This window comes from Streptomyces sp. GL_140 (genome assembly GCF_057834465.1).
In genome coordinates, this window is record NZ_CM174404.1 from 1 (window position 1) to 21208 (window position 21208).

Here is a 21208-nt window from a genome sequence, read left to right on the forward strand (position 1 = left end):
CCCGCGGCAGCGCGGGTACCTGAGCGCTGCGCGCTCAGGACTGAACGGCCTCGCTGCGCTCGGCCGGGGCCCTTCGGGCCTGGCTCGCACTTCGCTGCGAGCTATGGCCGGCCCTTCGGGCCGGAGTCCTGCGCTTCGCTCCGGACTAGCTCCGGCTCCGCTGCGCTCCACCGGAGCAGGGCCGCTTCGCCGGCCTCAGGGCTCCCGCGCTCCGCGCGGGAGGTGACCCCGTTTCACGGGGTCCGGGCCTCCGGCCCGTTGGGTGGGTCCGCTCCGCTCCCCCACCCCGGCCCTTCCGGCTCCGCCTCCAGCACCAAGGCCCGCTCTGCGGGCCAGCTGGCAGCAGTAGGGGGCCGGGGGCTGACTGTCAGCCCCCGGGAGGGAATCCATGCGGCCCGGCTTCCTCGTGACTCCGCGCCTACGCGGGAGCCTGGCTGGCAGCAGTCTTCTCAAATGCCTCGGACGTCAGCGGCCTGCGAGCCCCTCTGCCCCTGGGTCACCTCGAACTCGACCCTCTGGTTTTCCTCCAGGTTCCTGAAACCTGTGCCCACGATCGCACTGAAGTGAACGAAGACATCAGGGCCTCCGCCATCGGGCGAAATGAACCCGAAGCCCTTCTCCCCGTTGAACCACTTCACAGTGCCCTGAGCCATGACCCACCCCTAGAAAGACAACGCCGAACGCATCGACCACGCCCGACCGCATGCCGATCCTCCCCAGACGGCCGAAGACGAAAACATGATCACAAAGCCTTGATGGGGCCTCGTCGAAACAGACTTCCAATCCAGAATGATTCAATCTAGTTCATAGCTAGACTCTGGAAAGATCATCACGTACCGGATCCATTGACCGGCGACATCGTGGATCGGTGAAACTGCGCAGTACTCACCCAACCTGCGCAGCCACATGCCTGCCGCACCCTTCTACCGCCAGCCAGCGTGAGAGGCACTCCTGTGGTCTACCGTCGGAAGCCGCGCCGGGGGTCCCTGATGCTGCGGTTGTCGAAGGCTGTGAACCAGGCGGCTTCCCTGAGGTCGCCGATGCCCATGGACTGATTCGTGGGGTTCTCCGGGTCCTCAATCCTGCTGAACTTCGTGTGGAAGAGCATCAGGACGTCTTCGTAATCCTGGAACAGGAAATCGGAGCAGCTATCCCAGCTGTAGTCGTCTTCGTGTTCCGGGAGGGAGCTGTGGTCGTCTCCCTCCTCCCGCTCTTCCAGGTATACCGGAGCGTTCTCGATGGCCAGGTGCAGGGCCATCTCCTCGGCAATGCAGGTGGGATGGGGCCAGTTCCCCTTGGCGAGATCCCCGGCCAGGTCATCGAATGCACGTGCCATCCGCCGACGCCAGCGGTGGTCGGCCGTCCACGTCAGCGGCGGCAGCCGGTCGAAGACCTCCCACGTCACAGAGCCAGAGTCCGACAGGAACTGGTCTCCCAGACGCTCCACGTCGTCGTAAGCCTGGTCCGCGAGGACCACCAGCGCCGTGTGAAGCAGGTCAGCGGTACGGGGCGTCAGCTGCCATCCGCACGCCTCACAGTCCTCATCTTCGCCCTTGCAGGGACAGGCCTGAGTTTCGAAGAGCGCGGCAAAGTTCGGAGTCTTGCTCTCGCTCGCCGGCCTGGTTCGCTGCTCTCGCAGCCGCCACCCGTGAGTGAACCGAGTGATAACCGGTCGCCTGCTCCAGTCGGCCAGCTCGTCCCCGTCTTCGGGGCTGAGGAGCTCCGCAGAGCTCTGCTCTTCGAGCGCCTCGGTTCCGGCGACATCTGGATCCTCGGTGAGGGTCATCACGGCCCCGATCAGGTCCCGCGGATCGTCATCGCCGAGCTCGGACGCCGGCAACGGCTCCCATCCACGGGCTACCGCAGCGCGTAGGAGAGCGTCCTCGTCCGTGACGTGGAACTCGTACAGGTGTGAGATCCGCACCACCTTGCCCGGAAGGTCCTGCAGCTTCGGGTGGCCGACGGGACCGCGGACCGCCCGGGTGGCAGGGTCGTCCTCGGACGGGTCCGGCTCTGGTTCCGGCACTACGAACAGCGTGCTGGGGTCTGCACTCCAGTTGCCGCTCGCGGCCTGGCCGACGGCTTGGCGCAGCGAGCTGGCCGGGGCGTCCGGCATCTCGGCCGTGAGGGCCTTTAGCTCATCCTCGACAGTGGTGACGTCGCGGCAGGCGAGGACTCGGCGGAGGATACCGACCGCCTCGTAAGCGTGGTCGGGGTCCTTGCAGGTCAGGACGGCGGTCAGGGAGCTGGGGCCGTTGTCGTGAGCCAGGAGGGCCATCACCCGACTCCTGCTCAGCGTGTGTTCGCACAGGAAGTCGATAGCCCGGGCAGCGGAAAGCGATGAAGCCATCGCGGGACTCTGAGGTGATCCCCGTGGTGTGGACACACCTGACAATGGATCTTGTTGATCCTGGAAGGTGTAAATCCACGTGGCAAGGCCCTCGAAGTACAGTGCGGAGTTCCGGTCCGACGCGGTCGCGTTGTGGCGGGCCTCGGCCGGCAGGCGGACGTTTCGGGACGTCGCGGCCGATCTGAACGTCAACCCCGAGACGCTGCGGACCTGGGTGCGTGACGCCGAAGACCGTCCGGTCGCCTCCGGCGCGTCGCAGGACACCGAGGCCGAGCTGGCCCGGCTGCGGGCGGAAAACGCCAGGCTGGCCAAGGCGGAGAAGGAATGGCAGCTCGAGCGGGAGATCCTGCGACGGGCAGCCGCCTATTTCGCGCGGGAGATGAAGTGAGGACCGCCGCTTGGGACTTCGTCTCCGCCCACGCCGAGATGTACGGCATCAAGCGGATATGCCGGGTACTGGAAGTTTCCCGCTCGGGCTACTACCGGTGGATCGCCGGCGCCCAGGCGCGGGCCGAGCGGCAGGGAACCGAGGACGCCCTGGTCGCCGAGATCCGCGAAATCCATGCCGAACACCGCGGAAACTACGGCGCGCTCCGAGTCCATGCCCAACTGCGGGGCTTTGGGTACACGGTCAACCGCAAGCGCGTGGCCAGGCTGATGCGCAAGCACGGCATCGTCGGCCGCCACCTGCGGAAAAAGAAGCGCACCACGATCCCGGACCGCCTGGCGCCGCCGGTGCCAGACCTGCTCCAGCGGGACTTCACCGCCGGCACGCTGGACGAGAAGTGGTGCGGCGACATCACATACGTGCAGGTCGGAACCGCATGGCTCTACCTCGCTTGCGTCATCGACATCCGATCCCGCCGGGTACTCGGATGGTCGATGGCCCCGCACATGCGGGCCGAGCTCGTCATCGACGCACTCCAGGCCGCGGTCGCGACCCGCGGCGGCGACGTCACCGGAGTGATCTTCCACGCGGACCGCGGATCGCAATACACCTCGGCCGCGTTCGCCCAGGTCTGCGATCGGTACGGCATCCGCAGGAGCATGGGCCGGGTCGGCTCCAGTTACGACAATGCCCTGGCCGAGAGCTTCTGGCAGGGCCTGAAACGAGAAACGATGCACCGGAAGCTGTTCTCGACGTTCCGTCAGGCGAGGCTGGAGATCTTCCAGTGGCTCACCTACTACAACGCCCGCCGACGCCACAGCGCGCTGGACTACCTCTCCCCAATGGAGTTCGAACAGCAGCACCACAAGACAGTTAAACTCTCACTCGCAGCATGACCCCTGTGTCCACATTCCGGGGGTCACCTCACCCGTCGATCCGATCACCGCCTTCGCAGCCGCAGCCGTCCAACTCCACGAGATGTACGTGGCCTTGGTCGAGGCCGGCGTCACCGAGGAGCAGGCCCTCGAGCTGACGAAGACGACCTTGCTCATCGGACGGTGAACGATCGGCAGGGGCGTGCGACCGGCCCGCGCACGCCCCTGTAACGGAATGAACTGGCCCCACCCGTCACGAATCGGCCGGGTAGTCGGCTGCGTTGGCGGGTCGGATGGGGCCCTTCGCCGGACGTTCGATGGCCGTGGCCCGAGCGGGCCGTCGATGGCACCCAACACCTTGTTTAGCGTTTCACAATTCTGTCGCCCACCCAGTGGCTGAATACCTGCCCGAGTTGGCTGAATTCTCCAATCTCTTGTCGGTGCAAGAACGGAAACATCAATCAACCTCAAAACTTGCTCAACTGTGTTCCTGTGGGCAAATCTGGCGAGTAACTTCGTAAGCGATCAAGGATGCGCGGCGCCTGACCAGCCCCGCTCCAAGCAGACTGTTGAACCGGGAAAAACCCAAATGAAGACTCTCATCTCAGGTGCGCTCTCGGCTGCCCTCATGGGAACCGTGATCCTGACCAGCGGCGCCGGTGTAGCAAACGCCGATTCAGGCCCCCGACCCGCAGCCCAGTCCACTCAAGTGAACGCGCTCGAAAAAGCACGCTCCATGTGGATCGTGTCCAAGAGCAAGAGGGGCGGCGGAGCTGCAGCCCTGATCGCCAGCCCCTTCATTGGCAAGGACATCCTCAAGGACTTGCGGCCAGAATTCTCGTTGCCGACGCCACCGGCTGCCTCGCAGCCCTCGCCTAAGGTGGCAGCCTAAATAGCCAAGGTAGCATTCACTCTCCTTCGGGCCGGGGTGCTCATTGTGGCGAACAGGGCGCTCGACAACATTACCTGGGCACAATATCCCTCCTATCCGGGTTGTAGTCATGCGCGGACGGCTTCCCCTCGGCACATGGGGAAGCCGTGCACTTCTCCCCGACTGTCAACGGTCATTGAGATGCCCAGGTAGGTGGCCGTCGGAAGCCCAGGCTGGTGGCCATCAGAAACGGCTCTTCCAAGATTTCCGTGAAGCGGGTTATGCGACCGTCGCGGTCGTGACCCTGCGTGGTTGTCGGCTGGCGGCGACGAGCAGGACGCGCTTCCTGAGCAGGGGAAGCCCGGCTCGTCCTCCCATTTTCCGTTTGATTGCCTTGATGTCAGTGACTCGTCCCTCGACTACCCCAGAGCTCCAGGGCAGGCTCAGTCCGCGGATGACGGCGTCCAGGTCGTTGCGGAGGTTGCGGGCGAAGCCGCCGAGTGCGGAGAGCTGGCTGGCCTGCACGGATTCGATCCAGTCCGGCAGTCGCTGGCCTTCGAGCTGGGTGAGCATTTTCGCGAAGTCCTCGATGTGGACGGCGGCCTCGGTAATTTCGGGGCAGCAGCCCAGTACCCGTTTGCGGGTGATTACCTGCTCGGCGTCGAGGGTGTCGGGGTGCCGGGTGAGCAAGTTGGTGGCTTGCCGGACGGTTGGGATGTCGGGGACCAGCGGCGCAGTGCGGCCGGCGGTTCGAAGGGGTTGCAGGTGCCGACGGACGGTCCGGGCACTGCCCAGGTAGCCTCGTTCGCGGAGTTCCGCGTGGATCTGCTTGGCTTTGGTGCAGCCCTCGTTCCAGCGTTCGTGCAGGTAGGAGAGATACGGGCGGATGGCAGTGTCGCGGTGCCCGTCGCCGACGGGGATGGCTTCGACGCGGGCAGCGCGCGCGTACTTCTGGACCGTCTTGTGGTCCAGCTTCAGTTCCTTGACGATGGTGTAGATACCCACACCCTTGTCGTAGAGCGCATGGACCGCGGCATGGCGTTCCCGCTTCTGCATCTCACGGCGCCCCTGTGGCGGGTCCTTGACCGATTCGAAATCTGCCTCGGGGACCGATACGCCCTGCACGAGTGCGGCGTTGAGCAGGCAGGACCGGTGCGCGGAGATGTCCTTCTCGACGGCTTCGCAGAGGTTCTTCCACAGATGAAGCGGTCTGCTACCTGCAGGGCTTCGGGTGCGGCGGTGCGGGCCGCGGTGGCGTATGCCGTCGCTCTGTCCCTGCAAATGATCTCCACGCCCGGGTGCTCGGTGAGCCAGGCGGCGAAGGTCGCGGCGTCCCGGTCGGGCAACAAGTCGATCGGCGCGTGGCTCTCGCAAGCGACAACATCGTGGTCCGGCTGACCGGCGCGGAGAGCACCGAAGAGATGCGGGCCTCCGGCAGTCCCGCCAGCACCACCCCGACCGCCTCCAGGATCCGACGCAGAGCGGGTGTCCGACGTCCGTACCGGAAGGTCAAGTCCGCCACCTGCTCGGCGAAAGTCACCCGCGGGCAACCGGCGTTATCGCAGAACAGCCGACGCACCGACAGCACGATGCCCACCGCCCGCCCGCCGATCGCACCATCAGCGAGAAGACGACCGTATCGGCTGTGCCGGCGCACCGACCCCACCCGGCACCCCGGGCACGGAACCGATAGATCATCCCGACTTCTCGCCACGATGCGTAACAGGTCTTCCTCGACCACCACACGTTCCACCAGCACCCCATTGAGGTGCGGCAACAGTGTCTTCAGCAGCTCAATGCACCCGTTGAGCGTCCATCGCCGAGTGACGGAGCGTCACCGGCGCATCGAAGCACGGACCGGCCTCACGAAAATCTTGGAAGAGCCACTTTGCCACGGCCGCCGTCACCGAATACGACGCCCGCCGGCCTCTGACAGCAACCGGGACCAACCTCATCGGCCTGGTCAAACACGTCGCCACGGTCGAGGCCAGGTACTTCGGTGAGGTCTTCGGCCGCCCTTCTCCGGAACCGCTGTGCCGGTGGCAGGACTCCGACGGCAGTGATCAATGGGCGGCCGAGAACGAGACACGCGATCAGATCGTCGGGTTCTACCGGCGCACGTGGCAACACTCGGACGCGACAATCAACGAGCTTGCCCTCGATGCCCCCGGCCACGTGCCCTGGTGGTCGGAGCCTTATCCGAAGACGAACCTGTTCGCCATCATGGTCCATGTCCTCGGCGAGACCATCCGGCATGCCGGGCACGCCGACATCCTGCGCGAGGGCGTCGACGGCCGGACCGGGATGCGCGCCGAAAACGAGCAGCCGATCGACGAGGAAGCCCGCGCGGCCTACTTCGCTAAGGTCGAGCAGGCCGCCAGGCCGACCGCACCAACCAAAGCCTAGAAGGCTGTCCCACGACGTGACGTGATGTTCGAGCGGCATGATGCCGGTCGTCAGTGCTGATCTGTCGAAACGTCTGGTTCCTGATGCACTCTGGGGGCAGGTTGCCTCGCCATTGCCGTCGTTCGCGGCTCGAACGCAAGGTGGTGAACCGTTCCGCGTGACGAACGGGCCGTGTTCACGGCAGTGGTGTGAGTCCTGACCACTTGGTTGTGCCTGGCAACATCTGCCGCCGACGCTCGGCACGTCCCCCGCCACCGCGCATCGGCGCTTCACGACATGGACCGAGGCCGGCTATGGCGTCGTGCTGGACGGATCCCATACTCGACCGCGTGGCGCTCACGGTAGTCGACCGGGTCGGACTTCGGCGGCCGGCCGCCACGAGAGCCGCGCTGTTTGCGGCGGCGCGCCTGGTCCCTGGTTACCTGGCCGACAAGGTTCGCCGGGTTGAGCCGTGCGAGATGATCGCATAATGAATGAGATCATCTTGATGGCTGATCCGAGAGTCGCCGCCATACCTGTTGCGGAATGCGGTGAACGTCTCGTGGACGTCCGCCGCGGCGGCTCGTTGCTGGTCGATGTACGCAAGCAGGATCCGGAGGATGCCTTCGCATACCTGCGAGAAGGCGTGCTGGAGCGGCTGCTCAAGGCCCAGGCGATGCTTCCGCAGGGCACACGGCTGCTGTTCGTCGAGGGATACCGGCCGCCCTCACTGCAGCGGGAGTACTTCGAGGAGTACGCCGACCAGCTGCGCGCCGTCCACCCCGGATGGCCCGCCGAGCAGATCCACTCGGCGGCGAGCCGGTACGTGTCCCCGCCGGACATCGCCCCGCACAGTGCTGGCGCGGCCGTCGACCTCACCCTGGCCGACACAGGTGGGCGCGAGCTGGACCTTGGCACGCGAATGAATGCCGGTCCGGAGGAGAGCGCGGGTGCTTGCTACACCCACGCCCTCAACATCAGCGAGGATGCCCGCGCCAACCGGAAGGTGCTGGGTGCTGTGCTCACTGCTGCGGGCTTGGTGAACTACCCGACTGAATGGTGGCACTGGTCCTTTGGCGACCGCTACTGGGCTCTGACCAGCAGAGAGGCAGCAGCCCTGTACGGGCCGAGGGAACTCACGCCACGCAGCTGACCTGCCCGGCCTTGCTCGAGCGAACGATCAGGCGTCGACAGCCGGTGACCGGGCGTCCCAGCGGATGTCACCTTGGGCTTGCCCACGCCATCGACTGGCGGCGCACCCCGGGCAGCAGGGGACTTGACCGATACGGAGCTCAGGTGGCCAGGGTCTCCGGCGTAGTCACGCGCTGAAGCACGTACACCGGGTACGGCACGATGCTCCCGCCGTGGTCCTGTTGGTCGCGGGTGCCGGTCAGGGTGAAGCCGGTCTTGGTCAGGACGCGGCCGGAGGCGGGGTTGGCTGGGTGGTGCATCGCTTCCGTGCGGGTCAGGGCGGCGGTGGTGAAGGCGTAGTCGACGACGTTCCTGGCGGCTTCGGTGGCGTATCCGTTGCCCCAGGTTCAGGTCTCGCAGGGTCACCATGCGCTGGTCAGCTCCTTCGCGGTGGGGCGGTCGGCTGGGTCGGGGGCCAGGCAGGTGGCGATGGTCTGCTCGAAGTCAGGGTACGGCCACGGCCGAACGCATTTGATGGGCGTGGCGGCGCCTGTCGCGATGGCGGCCGGCTTGTCCAGGCGGTCGGTGGTGTCGTCGTAGGCGAGGGGGCGGTGGCCGGTCCAGCACCAGAACAGGGAGGCGCCCAGGCTCCAGGCGTCGGAGACCTGCTCCGCCTGCGTGTGCAAGTCGATCGGGCTCGAGAGAATCGCGGTGGCGATCTCGGGGGCGGTGGTGTGGGTGAGAGCGCCATTGGGATCCGAGCCCCCGAGTTGGCGAGATTCTTCCTCGCCTGCGTGGCACTAGCGGAACGCTCCAAGAACACAGTGCAGAAGCGCAATGCAATCTTCGTGTCCGGCACCGATGCCCGTGCTCAGGCCGGCCGGCTGTCGCGCTCGCTGGCCAGGCCTTGGGAGAATCGACGCAGGAGCAGTGCGGCGGTCACTGCGAGGCCGCTGAGCAGGCCGATCCAGACGCCGAGGGTGCCGATGCCTGCCGCGCGGCCCAGCAGCCATGCCACGGGCAGGCCGATCAGCCAGTAGCCGACGAGGGTGATGCGGAAGCCGCTTTTGGTGTCGTCGAGGCCGCGGAGCAGGCCGACGCCGATGTTCTGGGCGCAGTCGAAGAACTGCATCACTGCGGCGACCAGGAGCAGTTGGGCGGCGAGGTCCCGGGCCGAGGCCTGTCCGTCGGAGCCGAGGAAGGGGGCCAGTACGAGGGTGGGGGCGGTCAGGTAGACCACCGCGACGGCCGCCATGACTGCGGCTGCGCAGGTCAGTGCCGTGGTCCTGAGGCGCCGTGCCGCGTCAGGGTTGTTGAGGGCGCGTTCGCGGCTGACGCTGATGGAGGCCGCGTGGGAGAGTCCCACGGAGATCTGGAAGACGATGTAGACGAGCTGGTTGACGGCGGTGTGGGCGGCGAGTGCGGCGCTGCCGAAGGTGCCCACCAGCAGGGCGACTACGGAGAAGAAGCCCGCTTCGGAGCCGTAGGTGGCGGCGATGGGGGTGCCGAGCTTGACCAGGCGGCCCAGGGTCTCCGTGCGCGTTTTCCAGATGGCGAGGGAGAGCAGGGGCGCGAGCTGTGGGTCACGGCGGGTGGATGCGTACAGCGCCAGGAAGGACAGGCTGTAGACCAGGCTGGTGGACAGGCCGATGCCGGTCAGACCGAGTTCTGGAAGGATCCAGGTGCCTTGGATCAGCGCCCAGTTCAGACCTGTGTTGACGGCGATGGAGACGAGAGTGATCAGCAGCAGGGCCTGGGGGCGGCGCATTCCGACGGTGAACTGCCTTATCGCCTGGAACCACAGGCAGGGGACGAGGCCCGGAGCCAGGGCGTAGAGCACGGGCTGGGCGGCGTCGACGACCCTCGGGTCCTGGCCGAGCCGCGCCGTGGCAAGGCCGAGGAGGACGATCAGTACGGCGCCCGCCAGGCCGGCCAGGGTGGCCAGAGCGAGCGAGGCGCGGACGAGATCGCGCATGTCGTCGTCGGCCCGGTTGCGTGAGGCGTCGGAGTCGGCGGTCTCGGCGCGGGCGGCCGCCGAGGCGACCTGGTTGCCGACCGCCGTCACCAGTCCGACGCCCATGGTACGGACCTGGTTGAAGATCACCATGGCGAGTCCGCCCGCCGCGAGGGCCCCGGTGCCTAGCAGACCCATCATGATCGTGTCGGTGGTCGTCAGTGCTACTTGTGCGAGCTGGGTGAGGGCGAGGGGTACGGCGAGCGCGGCCAGGGCCCGGCCGTCACGGAGGAAGCTGTGGAGGACGGTGGGCAGGTCGGCGGAGAGCGGTGTGCGCATCGGCTCGTTACCTGCCCGCGTCAGTTCCGGCGGAGTTTCGTCAGCATCTCCTCGACCTCGCGGTCGGCTTCCGGGTCGATCAGGTCGCGGGCGTGCATCCACGCGTCGTCGAAGACGGTGTCCAGGTACTTCTCCCCGCCGTCGTTGACGAGCGCGACCATCGTCGTGCCGGGTGGGAGCGAAGGGAGCCGGGCCATGGCCTCGTACACCACACCGCCCGCCGATCCCCCGATCATCAGTCCCGTGCGGAGGGCGATGACGCGTGCGGTGGCGAAGGCTTCCACGTCGCCGACCTTCACGCCCTCGTCGATCAGTTCGTAGTCCACGGCCACGCCGAGGGTGGCGCCCTGCGGGGTGCCCGTGCCGGACTGGTAGTAGTCATGGGCAGGACCGCCGAAGGCGATGGAGCCCCTCGGCTCGACACCGATGATGCGCACACCGGGGACGGTCTTGCGCAGTTCCCGTCCCGTGCCGCACAGACCGCCACCGGTACCGACGGCGCCGATGAGTACGTCAATCCGCCCGCCGAGGGCTGCGTCCAGTTCGTGCGCGACCGGGTAGTAGCCGACGGCATTGTCGGGGTTGTTGTGCTGTTCGGTGAAGACGGTGTTGTCGGCACTGCGCGCCATCTCCTCGGCATGTTCCTCGCGGGCCGCGGTGGCCAGTTCCTCGCCGCCTCCCCCGTCGACGTACACCAGCTCGGCGCCCATCGCCTTCATGGCGCGCAGCTTGTCGGCGCAGGCATGGTGGTCGACGACGGCGGTGAAGGCGTAGCCGCGTTCGGCGGCGACGACGGCGAGGCCGAGGCCGGTGTTGCCGGAGGTGGACTCGATGATGCGGCCGCCGGGGCGCAGGTCGCCGCGCTCCTCGGCGGCAAGGACCATCTGGCGAGCCATCCGTATTTTGGCCGTGCCCGTCGGATTGAACTGCTCCAGCTTGAGGAGCAGACGGCTCCGGCCCTCGGTGCGGCACAGCTCGAACAGCGGCGTCCAGCCGATGAGTTCCGTCACCCTGGCCACAATGGCAGGGCGGTCGTGGGTGGTCATGAAGGGGGACTCCTCAGACATGACGGTCGAGACGCCAGCGTCGGCGTCCTTGGGCCGATTCGATGACGACTTTGGGAGGAAGCCGCAGCTCGTGGAACGGCGACTCGTTCGAGTCCATCTGGTAGCCGGCCGTGTTCAAGTAGACGAGCAGGTCACCGATGGCGGGGCGGGCCGGCAGGGGAACCTTGCGCCACGTGAGCATGTCCGACTCCAGGCAGCTGGCTCCGCCCACGCACGCGGGGTACGGCCCGCACTCGCCGGCGGCGGACCGCGGCTCGAAGGGCACCAGCAGGGGGTCGGGCAGGAACTCGCTGTTGAACCACTGCTCCGACAGGCTCAGGCTGGTGCCGTCGACGGTGAGGATCGCGTACCCCTCGCGTTCCTTGACGCCCTGGACGGTGAAGACCGTGCAGCCCGCCTGGTCCAGCAGTGCGCGGCCGGGCTCCAGCAGCAGCCGTACACCCGCGGTGCGCAGTTGCCGGGCCAGCGGTTGGCGGTCACCGGCCGGAATCGTGTCGAGGATCGCCCGCAGGGCGCCGGCCCCGCTGACCGGGGAGTGGTACGGATAGAAGCCGGGGAAGGTCTTGCCCGCGTGGTAGTCCTCGGGTCGCTGGTTGGCCATGAAGTGCTGCCAGTGGTCGGCGGGCACGTAGTCGACGGCGAAGCCGCCGCCTATGCTGATCCGGTCGGCATCCAGGCCCATGGCGCGGGCCCGCAGCACCAGAGCGAGCAGCTGCCCGGCGAGGTCGGCCCGCAGCCGTACGTCGTAGCCGGACAGGTGGAAGCTGAAGCCCTCCAGCCTGACGGCGTCCACGGCCCCCGCGCAGCGGCGCAGGGCCTGCGCCATCCCGGCTTCGTCCAGCCCGAAGCGGCTACCCGGTTGTGCCGGGGGAAGGCGGCGCAGCAGGATCCGCGCCGGGCGGCCGATCTCGCGGGCGAGGGCGGTGAGCCGGTCCAGCTCGTCGAGGGCGTCCACGGCTACCAGGGCTCCCTGCAGCACCGCCACGCGCAGGAGGCGTTGCTCCTTCGCCGGTCCTGTGAGGACCAGGTCCTCGGCGCGGACTCCGTGGGCCAGCGTCTCGCGCAGCTCGCCGTGGCTGGCCACGTCCACGCCCAGGCCCGTGGCCGCGGCGCGTTCGACGAATGCGGCGGCCTTGTTGGCCTTCTTCGCGTAGTAGACCTGCCCGGTGACCGCGGCCTCGGCGAGGACGGTGCGGTACGCGTCTGCGTTGGCGCCGAACCGCTCGGGGAAGATCAGGTGGTACGGGCCTCCCAGGCCATGGGCCAGCTCGTGCGGCAGGCTGCTGCCGCCTCCGGCAAAGAGGGCACGCACCTGTGCGGTGGTGTGCGCGGGCAGGGTGGGCAGCGCCGGAGCGTGCAGCGCTGTGTGCACCGGGACGGTCACTGCCACAGCGGTACCGCCGTACCCAGGCCCTGCGCGAGGGCGAGCTGCGCGAACCGGTGCCCCAGGGCGATGTCGGTGACGACGAGACCGCTGTTGTAGGCGAAGATCTGCTGCCCGTCGTCCGTACGACCCGGCGCCCGCCCGGCCAGCACATCGGGAAACTCTGCGTCGACCCCGGGCAGACGGCCCTCTGCATCGGCCATGTCCGTGCCGGTGACCCGCATCTGGGCGGCGCTGGTCGCGATGACGCGGTCGGCCCGGTGCAGGGTGGACGGCCCGATCCCGTACCCGACGAGGATCGAGAGCGCCGAGGGCCGCAGCCAGTCGGCCTCGACCGCGGCCGGGGTGTGGGGGCCCGCGGTGGCCACGACCACATCCGCCTCGCCGGCCGCGGCACGCAGGTCCGCGACGACTTCCAGCTCCCGGCCGGGGTGGTACGCGTCCAGCTGCTCGCGCACGCCCCGCAGTCCGTCGGGGTGGGTGCCGTAGACCATCAGCCGGTCGAGGTCGGGGAGGGTGGTCAGCAGGAAGGGGAGGGCGAGCCGGCCCTGGGTGCCGGTGCCGATCACCAGTGCCGCGGTGCTGCCGGGGGCGGCCAGCTCGCGGGCGAGCAGGGCCGAGACTGCGGGGGTGCGCAGCGAGCCGATGCGTCCGCAGTCCATCAGCGCGACGGGCAGGCCGGTCGCGTCGTCGTAGAGGGTGAGCGCCGTGTAGTAGTGCTGCTTGTCGCGGTCCTCGTGCAGTCCGTACTTGTACGAGGTCTTGATGGCTACGACCCCGCGGACCCCATCGCGGCCGAGCATCGCGTAGGCGACGGAATGGCCGTCCTCGGGCTTGACGGTGAGCTTGCGGGGGTTGTCGGACTTCCCGTCGGCCAGGGTCCGGTACGCCTCCTCCACGACCGAGACCACGTCGGGAAGGGTGATGTGGAGACCGGCCAGGTCGCTGGTGCTCAGGACACGCAGGGACTTGTCGTCGCTGTGGGCTCTCATGCGAATGCCTCCACTGGTCTCTGGCCGTATCCGTGCTCGTGCTGTTCGGCGGGCGCGCGGGTGCGCCGGCCCGGAATGCGTACGGATGCACGCTTGAGCCAGCGGTCGGTGCCGTCGTAGCGGGCCGTGAAGGGGACCCGGCCGTGAACGACGAGGTCGTTGTCGATGACAAGGACCTCGCCGGGTCTGAGGCTGACCGCCACCGAGACGCGTGACAACTCGTCCGCCAGCCGGGCATAGGCAGCCCGGTACGCGCGGGAGGCCTGCTCCAGAGGGGTGTACGCGGGGTCGAAGCGCAGGCTCAGACCGCTGTCGGACTCCCACAAGGCGGCCACGGCCGGCGGCTCTCCCCGGGACGCGTGGGTTCCCTCGTAGGCGTCGTCGGGGAAGATCGGCAGGGCGGGGCGGGCAAGCAACTCCATGTCGGAGTCGTCCAGTTTGATGTTGCGAACGCTGGCGAGGGTGGTGGCCACCTCGTCGTGGTTGCGCATACAACCGAGCAGGAGCAGATGGGCGCGCCCGGGGTGGAAGGCGTCCTCTGTGTGCGGGCTGAGCAGGACCGTGCTGCTGGCGCCCGTCTGCTCCTCCTCGTGGCCGGGAGAGGGCACGATGTTGTGGACGAAACGGCCGGCCTGCTGCCCTTCCCAGCCGATGGGGGTGCCCATCACGGTCGACAGGAGCAGGAGCACGACGTCGTGAACGGCGGCCGCGTCGGTGGCTGCGGACCAGTGCGTGGGTGTCGCTCCGATCGCTTCGTCGTCAACGGACAGCCCGCGCAGAACGCAGAGCCCGTTCGAGGTGTCGTGGGGGCGGCAGGCCTCGCGTATGCGCTCGCTGAGGGAGGCGGCAGCGGCTGGTATGTGGGCCATGAGGCCCGGGTGGGTGGCTGAGCCGTCTACGTCACAGAGCAATGATCCGGCGGCTTCGGCGAGTTCGGCAACCGATGCCTGGTCGAGCAGACGGGCGGGTAGTGGGCCGGATTCCATGGGGGAACCCTCCGTTCAGGCAGTCATAGCCTCGGGGTGTGGCCGTGCTGGGGCGTCATCCGCAGTGACGAACGGCGCCAACCGGGATGCGACAGAAGCGAGTTGGCCGGAATTTCTGAAGTGAAGCACCCCCCTGCCCGACAGCGGAACCAAGCCCTGCTGCGAATGTGTCGCACGTCGCGCAACATTGTGAATTTGTGAACACAGGGCGGAACCTGAGGACCGCACCGCCGAACGGGCCGAGCCCGGAGCCGCCGACCCAGCACGCAGCGGCAACTGCCCAACCCCCGCGGGGGCTCCTATCCCGGCCCCCTCCGCGTCCGCTCCTCCCCCGCAGCGTCGGGACTGTCGGAACGTGGCCGGTCGGCGGGCGGTGGGTCGCCTTCCTCCCGTACGTCCTGCCCGGCGGGCCTCTCGCTCGTGAGGCGACCGGTGTCACCTCCCGCGTCCCGCCCCGCGTCCGGGCTGCCGCCGGCGGAGACGCTGGAGCGGGCGGAGGCCGCGCCGGCCTCGAACTCCGCGCTCGCGAGCCCTGCGGCGATGCCCGACATCACCCCGCCGGCAACCTCGACGGTCGCGTCGATGACGGTTTCCGCCACCTTCGCGGCGGTATCCGCCAAGGACCCCATCGCCTGGCCGAACTCGCCCATCGGACCGTCGCCGCCCCCGCCGCCCCCGCCGGCGGCACCGGGCGCATCGGCAGCGCTGCCGTCGCGCGAGGCGGATTCGGGTCGGCCCTGCGGACCCTCCTGTGCTGCCGTGTCCCGCTGGTCGGCCTGCTCGGGCGGGCGGCTCCGCGAGACGTCGGCCCCCTCCGAGGATCCCGCCGGCGCCGTTCCGTCGGCCGTATTCGGCCGCTGTCCGGTGCCGTCGGTGGTGTTGTGGGCCGGAACACCGTCGGAACGGGAGGGGGAGTAGGACGGAGACGGCTCGCCCCACTCCGTCCGGGCCTGCGCCGGTTCCGGCCGCGCGGCCGATCCGCCCCGCGCGGCCGACGGCTCCTGCGGTGCGTCCGATGCGCGCGCCGAGGACGGGCGATCATCTGCGGGTACGCCGTCCTCCGCGCTCCGCGCGCCCCCGTCCCGTACCGGCTGCCCTCCGGTCTCCGCCGGGGCTCCGCCGCCCGGTATTTCGCGACGGCGACGCGCTGGTGACCCGCTGCCAGTTCGTCGCCGACCACCAGCGCCGCTATGGCGTCCAGCGGCTGTGCGCCATCCTCGGGATCGCCCGGTCCAGCTTCTACGACTGGCGCAGGACCGCGCCCGCGCGGGCCGCCCGGCAGGCCGCCGACGACCGGCTCGCGCGGCGGATACAGGCCGCGCACGCCGAGTCGGACGGCACCTACGGGGTCCCGCGCATCACCGCCGAACTCCGCGAGGACGGCGAGCGCGTGAACCACAAGCGTGTCGCCCGCGTCATGCGGACCATCGGGCTCGCCGGCCTGCGCCTGCGCAAGAAGCACCGCACCACGGTCCCCGACCCGGCCGCCGTGAAGGCCGCGGACCTGATCGGACGGGACTTCACCGCCAAGCATCTGAACACCAAGTACGTCGGGGACATCACGTACCTGCCCGTGACCGGCGCGAAGCCGCTCTACCTGGCGACGGTCATCGACCTGTGCTCACGCCGCCTGGCGGGCTGGGCGATCGCCGACCACATGCGGGCCGAACTCGTCGTCGACGCCCTGGCGGCGGCCGAGCGGACCCGCGGCAGTCTCGACAGCGCGATCTCTCACTGCGACCACGGGGCGCAAGGCGGATGCAATTGGTCGTCGCAACACCTTCGTGAGCTGGGGGTTTGTGATGGGTGTGGAGAATCGGCAGCGGGTCGTGCGGGAGTATCGCGGGCAGATGTCCTCGCCGGGGCGGCCGAGCGTCGCGTGGCGTGAGGACCGGGTCAGGTTCTGGCGGGCGATCGCGCGGGGGGTGAGCTCGGTGGACGCCGCGGCTGTTATCGAGGTCTCGCCTGCGGTGGGTTCGAGGTGGTTTCGGCATGCTGGCGGGGTGAATCCGTGCCTTGGTCCGATCGTCTCCGGCCGGTACCTGTCGTTCGCCGAGCGGGAGGAGATCGCGCTGCTGCGGGCCCGGAATATCGGGGTCCGTGCCATTGCACGGTGTCTGGGTCGTTCGCCGTCCACGATCTCGCGGGAGCTGCGGCGCAATGCCTTCACGCGGAGCTACCACCTGGAGTACCGGGCCTCGCTGGCGCAGTGGCATGCCGAGCGGCGGGCTCAGCGGCCGAAGACGGCGAAGCTGGTGGCCGACGAGCGCCTGCGCGAGTACGTGCAGGACCGGCTGGCCGGGCACGTCGTCCACGGCCTGGACGGCCGGGTCGTCGAGGGACCGCAGGTGCCGCCGTGGCAGGGCAGGAACAAGCCCCGCCGTCAGGACCGGCGCTGGGCGACCTCCTGGAGTCCAGAGCAGATATCGCAGCGGCTGAAGGTGGACTTCCCTGAAGATGAGTCCATGCGGATCTCCCCGGAAGCGATCTACCAGGCCCTTTACGTCCAGGGACGCGGGGCTCTCAAGCGCGAGCTGGTCGCCTGTCTTCGTACCGGACGCTCACTGCGGGTCCCTCGGGAGCGCACCAGGCAGAGTGTCCGCGGGCACGTCACCGCTGACGTGCTGATCAGCGAGCGGCCGACCGAGGCCGAGGACCGAGCTGTCCCGGGGCACTGGGAGGGCGATCTCATCATCGGCACCGGCCGGTCGGCGATCGGCGCGCTGGTCGAGCGCAGTACGCGGTTCACCATGCTGCTGCATCTGCCCCGGATGGAAGGCTTCGGCCTCGAACCGCGCACCAAGAACGGGCCGGCGCTGGCCGGCCGCGGTGCCGAGGCCGTGAAAGGCGCGATCACCGCCACCATCACGACGCTGCCCGAGCAACTACGCAGGTCGCTGACGTGGGACCGGGGCACGGAACTGGCCCAGCACGCCCAGCTTCGCGTCGATGCCGGGCTCCGGGTCTACTTCGCCGACCCCCACAGTCCCTGGCAGCGGGGTACCAACGAGAACACGAACGGTCTGCTGCGGCAGTACTTTCCGAAGGGGCCGGACCTGTCGCGCTGGGGTGTCGAAGAGCTCCAGGCCGTCGCCTTCACCCTCAACAGCCGACCCCGCAAGACCCTCGGCTGGAAGACCCCCGCCGAAGCCCTCAACGAGCACCTACTATCCCTCCAGGAAGCCGGTGTTGCGACGACCGGTTGAGTCCAAGCAACACGAGCAGGTCTTTCGCTGAAATCTGCCGGTCAGCAGGGGTCCGGCAGAGCATGGGCGCGATCGGCTCCAGCGCCGACAATGCTGCCGCGGAAAGCTTCAACGCCGCCTTCAAGAGAGAAACACCCAAAGGCCGGAAGGCCTGGTCGAGCGAGCGCGAAGCCAGGCTCGACGCATTCCGCTGGCTGACCCGATACAACACCCGCCGCCAGCACTCCCGCCTCGGCCAACGTTCCCCGATCGCCTACAAGAACGCCCTCCAGCCAGCAACAACTACCCTGGCCGAAGCCGCATAGACGTGTTCAAAATCAAGGGTCAAGGCCCTAACCGAGATGGTCCGTCATCTCGCCCTCCAGGGCGGACTCCAGCAGTCGCTTGGTCAGCTGCTGGAGCAGACCGCCCTCGCCCGTCAGCTGCAGGCCCTCGGCCTGGGCCCGGGCCACGAGCTCGTTCAGAAACCGGTCATCGACAGCCGCCGGCGAGGCCCCAGCCTCAGGCGCTCTAGCTATGTTCTCGCTGGTCACAGGTGCAATCCTCCATGATCGGAGTTACACCGTCCTTTTTGCAGGCCCTCGTGTCAGGCCCGTTCCGAGGGGGATGGCGTGGGTGGTGACATATGAGGGGGTGAAGAAGTTGTGCCCGGTTGTTGTTTCCTGTGGGCGGAGCCGGGGTCCATTTCACATAGATAGGGAGTGAAGGATATGACGAGCGACATCGGTGGGCCGGTTTCCCAGGGGCAGGTGCCTGAATGGGCGTTGAGGAGTCCGTTGGCTGGCCCGATCTCTCAGGGTGGTTCCGTGGTACAGGGCACGACGGGTAACTCCTCGCCGTCGGATGGATTCGACGGCTGCCACCGCTACGCCCCCACTGGTGGGGAGGACGTCTTTGTGGTCCCGGCGGGCGTGACGTGCGTAGACATCCGCATGTGGGGAGCCGGCGGCGGGAACGGGAGCGGAGGGCAGGGTGGTGGTGGAGGGTTCGCCGCGGGGTTATTCACTGTTGAGCCCGGTGAGACGCTCCATGTGGCCGTCGGCAAAGCAGGTGAAACGAATACTGAAAGTAGCAACGCCGCGCAGGGAGGGTACCCGGGTGGTGGCAACGCCACTGGTGCTAACCCCTGTGGCGCTGGGGGAGGTCTGAGCGCTGTATGGCGCGTGAGCGATGAGAGCGGCCCGACGCAGGCCGTTCCGCTAGTTATCGCTGGTGGCGGCGGCGGGGCCGACAATAATTCCGGTTGCCATGGTGGGGGCGGTGGTGGCCCGAGAGGAAATGATGGAATTCCTGTATCGACCTCAAGCGGACTGGGTGGTTTCAACGGGACTGGTGGATCGTCGGGGGGTGGGAGTGTGGGTGGTCCTCCAAATGAACAGACCGTCGGGGGCGGCCAGGTTGGTGGAGGCAATGCGTATTCCGGGGGTGGGGCTGGGTACGGTGGTGGCGGGGGAGGAACCTGGGTTGGTGGGGGCGGCGGTGGAGGCTTTGTCGACCCAGATGCCGCGAACCGTAATCTAGTATCAGGCGGTAACGGTACTGCAGCGAAGGTGAATAACGCGCCGATGCAGAACGACCCGCAGTACGTCGGAACGACCGGGATGGCCGGCTCCGACGGCCTGGTGGTAGTTCAGTGGAATGATTTTTCGGTGGTTGCGGGTGGTCCGCCGGATGTGACGCTTGTGCCTGCCGGGGCACCTGGATATCCGGGTGTCCATGTGATTCATGAGGGGGATGGCCAGGTCCCGCCGCTGGATGTGACGGTGAAGCTCCCGGCGGGTGCGCTTCTCAAGTTCCAGCCGCAGCCCACGTATTTGGTTTCGGTGATGAATCCGCAGACCGATTTAGTCACCAACTTTGACGCCACCGTGTCTGCTGACGGGCAGACACTGACCGCTCCCCAGGTCGATCTGACGCAGGCGGGGCTCGGTGGGAACGGGACGTACGTCCCGGTGTGGGTGGCGGTGACGGCTGATGCGACGGCGCCGGTGGGGACGTCACAGCTGGCCTTCACCATCGGCAATGTGGCCTCCCCGTCCACCCCCGTCAACGTCACTGCCAGCAGCAGCCTGCCCCAGACCCCGGTCATCACCACCCCGAAGAACGGCAGCACCACCGGTGACCAGCCCGACTTCACCGGCACCGTCCCCACCCCGGTCCCCGCAGGCACCACCATCCACGCTGTCGACGAGCAAGGCACCGTCATCGGCGACAAGATCCCCGTACGGGCCAACGGAACCTGGGGAATCTTCGACGCCACCACCCCCTGGACCCCCGGGACCCACACCGTCACCGTCACCGCCGTCAACGGCACCAACATCTCCACCCCGGCCACCGTCACCTTCACCGTCGTCGACCCCCGGACCCCGGTCATCACCACCCCGAAGAACGGCGGCACCACCGGAGAACGGCCCGACTTCACCGGCACCGTCCCCGCCCCCGTCGACCAGGGCACCTACATCCGCGCCACCGAAGGATCAACGGTCATCGCCGACAACATCCCGATCAAGGCCGACCGGACCTGGATCTTCGACCGCGCCCCCAAAGCCGGACCCTGGACCCCCGGCACCCACACCGTCACCGTCACCGCCGTCCACGGCACCAACCTCTCCACCCCGGCCACCGTCACCTTCACCGTCGCTCAGGGCTGAGCGTGTCTGAAGTTCGTGTAAGTCCGTGATGTGGCAGCCTGGCCCGGGGCTCGGCCTCGGGCCTGTGGGCCAGGCGGATCGGACGAGTCATGGCAGACAAATACGACGCGGCCGCGTCTGTGGCCGGCGACGGGATGGTCGATGAGGCGGTCGAGCGGCTGCTGGGCCTTGACCCCGGATTTTGGACACCGGAGAGACTTGGATCTTGATGGTCCAGGAGAACGGAGTCCCTGTGGGGATGAAGCATTACCCCGCCGAGTTCAAGGCGGACGCGGTCGCGTTGTACCGGTCGAGGCCGGGAGCGACGATCAAGTCGGTCGCCGCCGATCTCGGGGTGAACACCGAGACGCTGCGGAACTGGATCCGGGCCGCCGACGGCCGCCGACCCGGCGCGCGCTCCGGGCCGCCGGCGGCCTCGCGGGCCGACGGTGACGCGGTTCAGGCAGAGTTGGCCGCCGCCCGCAGGAGGATCCGCGAGCTCGAGGAGGAGCGGGACATTCTCCGCAAGGCGGCCCGGTATTTCGCGACACAGACGCGCTGGTGAACCGCTACCAGTTCGTTGACGATCACCAGCGCCGACACGGCGTGAAGCGGCTCTGCGACATGAACCGTTCCGGGTTCGGCAGAGA

17 protein-coding genes and 7 pseudogenes are annotated in these 21208 nt (G+C 68.1%); 10 read left to right on the forward strand and 14 right to left on the reverse strand.

Annotated features, from left to right (window positions below; genetic code table 11):
* Window positions 1-449 precede the first annotated feature (449 nt).
* Together AC3IYJ_RS00005 and AC3IYJ_RS00010 are read right to left on the reverse strand one after the other, a co-directional pair.
* The gene (locus AC3IYJ_RS00005) at window positions 450-653 is read right to left on the reverse strand and encodes a cold-shock protein (RefSeq protein WP_489399305.1); all 204 of its coding nucleotides are present in this window, start codon (window positions 651-653) and stop codon (window positions 450-452) included.
* A gap of 305 nt (window positions 654-958) precedes the next feature.
* A complete protein-coding gene (locus AC3IYJ_RS00010; protein ID WP_489399306.1) occupies window positions 959-2278 on the reverse strand; it encodes a hypothetical protein in 1320 nt (439 codons plus the stop codon).
* 151 nt (window positions 2279-2429) lie between these two features.
* Between AC3IYJ_RS00010 and AC3IYJ_RS00015 the strand changes: the two genes are divergently transcribed.
* A protein-coding gene (locus AC3IYJ_RS00015) for an IS3 family transposase (protein WP_489399112.1) occupies window positions 2430-3634 on the forward strand; the annotation gives its coding sequence in 2 pieces (ribosomal slippage) (window positions 2430-2670 and window positions 2670-3634; 1206 coding nt in all).
* A gap of 568 nt (window positions 3635-4202) precedes the next feature.
* Window positions 4203-4505 (forward strand): hypothetical protein, encoded by a 303-nt coding sequence (locus tag AC3IYJ_RS00020; RefSeq protein ID WP_489399307.1) that lies wholly within the window; start codon window positions 4203-4205, stop codon window positions 4503-4505.
* Window positions 4506-4763: 258 nt separating this feature from the next.
* Here AC3IYJ_RS00020 and AC3IYJ_RS00025 read toward each other — a convergent pair whose 3' ends face one another.
* The 3 genes and pseudogenes from AC3IYJ_RS00025 to AC3IYJ_RS00035 form a co-directional block, all read right to left on the reverse strand.
* Window positions 4764-5540, reverse strand: a complete 777-nt coding sequence (locus tag AC3IYJ_RS00025; RefSeq protein ID WP_489403064.1) for a transposase — start codon at window positions 5538-5540, stop codon at window positions 4764-4766.
* Complete coding sequence (locus AC3IYJ_RS00030) at window positions 5459-6034, reverse strand: transposase (RefSeq protein WP_489403065.1); 576 nt, start codon at window positions 6032-6034, stop codon at window positions 5459-5461. Before AC3IYJ_RS00030 ends, AC3IYJ_RS00025 begins: the two co-directional genes overlap by 82 nt.
* Window positions 6035-6051: 17 nt before the next feature.
* A pseudogene (locus AC3IYJ_RS00035) lies at window positions 6052-6243 on the reverse strand (transposase family protein); the annotation flags it as partial.
* A gap of 131 nt (window positions 6244-6374) precedes the next feature.
* On the opposite strand from AC3IYJ_RS00035, the pseudogene AC3IYJ_RS00040 reads away from it, so the two are divergent.
* Both AC3IYJ_RS00040 and AC3IYJ_RS00045 read left to right on the forward strand, forming a co-directional pair.
* Window positions 6375-6890: pseudogene (locus tag AC3IYJ_RS00040) on the forward strand (DinB family protein); the annotation flags it as partial.
* A 469-nt stretch (window positions 6891-7359) separates the two neighbouring features.
* The gene (locus AC3IYJ_RS00045) at window positions 7360-8022 is read left to right on the forward strand and encodes a M15 family metallopeptidase (protein WP_489399308.1); all 663 of its coding nucleotides are present in this window, start codon (window positions 7360-7362) and stop codon (window positions 8020-8022) included.
* Window positions 8023-8161: 139 nt separating this feature from the next.
* On the opposite strand, the pseudogene AC3IYJ_RS00050 reads toward AC3IYJ_RS00045, so the two are convergent.
* From AC3IYJ_RS00050 to AC3IYJ_RS00085, 8 genes and pseudogenes are all read right to left on the reverse strand, one after another.
* A pseudogene (locus AC3IYJ_RS00050) lies at window positions 8162-8392 on the reverse strand (GNAT family N-acetyltransferase); the annotation flags it as partial.
* Between the two features lie 30 nt (window positions 8393-8422).
* Window positions 8423-8686: a hypothetical protein gene (locus tag AC3IYJ_RS00055; RefSeq protein ID WP_489399309.1), complete on the reverse strand. Its 264-nt coding sequence runs from the start codon at window positions 8684-8686 to the stop codon at window positions 8423-8425.
* Between the two features lie 185 nt (window positions 8687-8871).
* On the reverse strand, window positions 8872-10293 hold the full coding sequence (locus AC3IYJ_RS00060; RefSeq protein ID WP_489399310.1) for an MATE family efflux transporter: 1422 nt from the start codon (window positions 10291-10293) through the stop codon (window positions 8872-8874).
* 20 nt (window positions 10294-10313) lie between these two features.
* Window positions 10314-11339: a cysteine synthase family protein gene (locus tag AC3IYJ_RS00065; RefSeq protein WP_489399311.1), complete on the reverse strand. Its 1026-nt coding sequence runs from the start codon at window positions 11337-11339 to the stop codon at window positions 10314-10316.
* Between the two features lie 13 nt (window positions 11340-11352).
* Entirely contained in the window at window positions 11353-12750 is a 1398-nt protein-coding gene (locus AC3IYJ_RS00070; protein WP_489399312.1) for an alanine racemase, read from the reverse strand.
* Window positions 12741-13736 carry an ornithine cyclodeaminase family protein gene (locus AC3IYJ_RS00075; RefSeq protein WP_489399313.1) on the reverse strand — a complete coding sequence of 332 codons (996 nt, stop codon included), beginning with the start codon at window positions 13734-13736 and terminating at the stop codon, window positions 12741-12743. The genes AC3IYJ_RS00070 and AC3IYJ_RS00075 overlap by 10 nt, the downstream gene beginning before the upstream one ends.
* Window positions 13733-14605: a TauD/TfdA family dioxygenase gene (locus AC3IYJ_RS00080; protein ID WP_489399314.1), complete on the reverse strand. Its 873-nt coding sequence runs from the start codon at window positions 14603-14605 to the stop codon at window positions 13733-13735. The genes AC3IYJ_RS00075 and AC3IYJ_RS00080 overlap by 4 nt, the downstream gene beginning before the upstream one ends.
* Window positions 14606-15021: 416 nt before the next feature.
* Window positions 15022-15342 (reverse strand): hypothetical protein, encoded by a 321-nt coding sequence (locus AC3IYJ_RS00085; protein ID WP_489399315.1) that lies wholly within the window; start codon window positions 15340-15342, stop codon window positions 15022-15024.
* Between the two features lie 509 nt (window positions 15343-15851).
* Between AC3IYJ_RS00085 and AC3IYJ_RS00090 the strand changes: the two are divergent.
* The 3 genes and pseudogenes from AC3IYJ_RS00090 to AC3IYJ_RS00100 all read left to right on the forward strand — a co-directional run.
* Window positions 15852-16520 (forward strand): annotated as a pseudogene (locus AC3IYJ_RS00090) (IS3 family transposase); the annotation flags it as partial.
* A gap of 4 nt (window positions 16521-16524) precedes the next feature.
* Window positions 16525-17928: an IS30 family transposase gene (locus AC3IYJ_RS00095; RefSeq protein ID WP_489403066.1), complete on the forward strand. Its 1404-nt coding sequence runs from the start codon at window positions 16525-16527 to the stop codon at window positions 17926-17928.
* A gap of 14 nt (window positions 17929-17942) precedes the next feature.
* Window positions 17943-18233, forward strand: a pseudogene (locus tag AC3IYJ_RS00100) (integrase core domain-containing protein); the annotation flags it as partial.
* A 30-nt stretch (window positions 18234-18263) separates the two neighbouring features.
* Here AC3IYJ_RS00100 and AC3IYJ_RS00105 read toward each other — a convergent pair.
* A pseudogene (locus tag AC3IYJ_RS00105) lies at window positions 18264-18461 on the reverse strand (IS256 family transposase); the annotation flags it as partial.
* 399 nt (window positions 18462-18860) lie between these two features.
* On the opposite strand from AC3IYJ_RS00105, the pseudogene AC3IYJ_RS00110 reads away from it, so the two are divergent.
* The 3 genes and pseudogenes from AC3IYJ_RS00110 to AC3IYJ_RS00120 form a co-directional block, all read left to right on the forward strand.
* Window positions 18861-19421, forward strand: a pseudogene (locus AC3IYJ_RS00110) (glycine-rich protein); the annotation flags it as partial.
* Window positions 19422-19754: 333 nt separating this feature from the next.
* Window positions 19755-20579, forward strand: coding sequence for a hypothetical protein (locus tag AC3IYJ_RS00115; protein ID WP_489403076.1), 825 nt, complete (start codon window positions 19755-19757; stop codon window positions 20577-20579).
* 208 nt (window positions 20580-20787) lie between these two features.
* Window positions 20788-21123: a transposase gene (locus AC3IYJ_RS00120; RefSeq protein WP_489403067.1), complete on the forward strand. Its 336-nt coding sequence runs from the start codon at window positions 20788-20790 to the stop codon at window positions 21121-21123.
* Window positions 21124-21208 lie beyond the last annotated feature (85 nt).

Bases quoted from the DNA above. Each gene is read 5' to 3' on its own strand.
- AC3IYJ_RS00005 (WP_489399305.1), bottom strand. From the start codon at position 653: ATGGCTCAGGGCACTGTGAAGTGGTTCAACGGGGAGAAGGGCTTCGGG.
- AC3IYJ_RS00010 (WP_489399306.1), bottom strand. From the start codon at position 2,278: ATGGCCCTCCTGGCTCACGACAACGGCCCCAGCTCCCTGACCGCCGTC.
- AC3IYJ_RS00020 (WP_489399307.1), top strand. From the start codon at position 4,203: ATGAAGACTCTCATCTCAGGTGCGCTCTCGGCTGCCCTCATGGGAACC.
- AC3IYJ_RS00025 (WP_489403064.1), bottom strand. From the start codon at position 5,540: ATGCAGAAGCGGGAACGCCATGCCGCGGTCCATGCGCTCTACGACAAG.
- AC3IYJ_RS00045 (WP_489399308.1), top strand. From the start codon at position 7,360: ATGAATGAGATCATCTTGATGGCTGATCCGAGAGTCGCCGCCATACCT.
- AC3IYJ_RS00060 (WP_489399310.1), bottom strand. From the start codon at position 10,293: ATGCGCACACCGCTCTCCGCCGACCTGCCCACCGTCCTCCACAGCTTC.
- AC3IYJ_RS00065 (WP_489399311.1), bottom strand. From the start codon at position 11,339: ATGACCACCCACGACCGCCCTGCCATTGTGGCCAGGGTGACGGAACTC.
- AC3IYJ_RS00075 (WP_489399313.1), bottom strand. From the start codon at position 13,736: ATGAGAGCCCACAGCGACGACAAGTCCCTGCGTGTCCTGAGCACCAGC.
- AC3IYJ_RS00080 (WP_489399314.1), bottom strand. From the start codon at position 14,605: ATGGCCCACATACCAGCCGCTGCCGCCTCCCTCAGCGAGCGCATACGC.
- AC3IYJ_RS00095 (WP_489403066.1), top strand. From the start codon at position 16,525: ATGGGTGTGGAGAATCGGCAGCGGGTCGTGCGGGAGTATCGCGGGCAG.
- AC3IYJ_RS00115 (WP_489403076.1), top strand. From the start codon at position 19,755: ATGAATCCGCAGACCGATTTAGTCACCAACTTTGACGCCACCGTGTCT.
- AC3IYJ_RS00120 (WP_489403067.1), top strand. From the start codon at position 20,788: ATGGTCCAGGAGAACGGAGTCCCTGTGGGGATGAAGCATTACCCCGCC.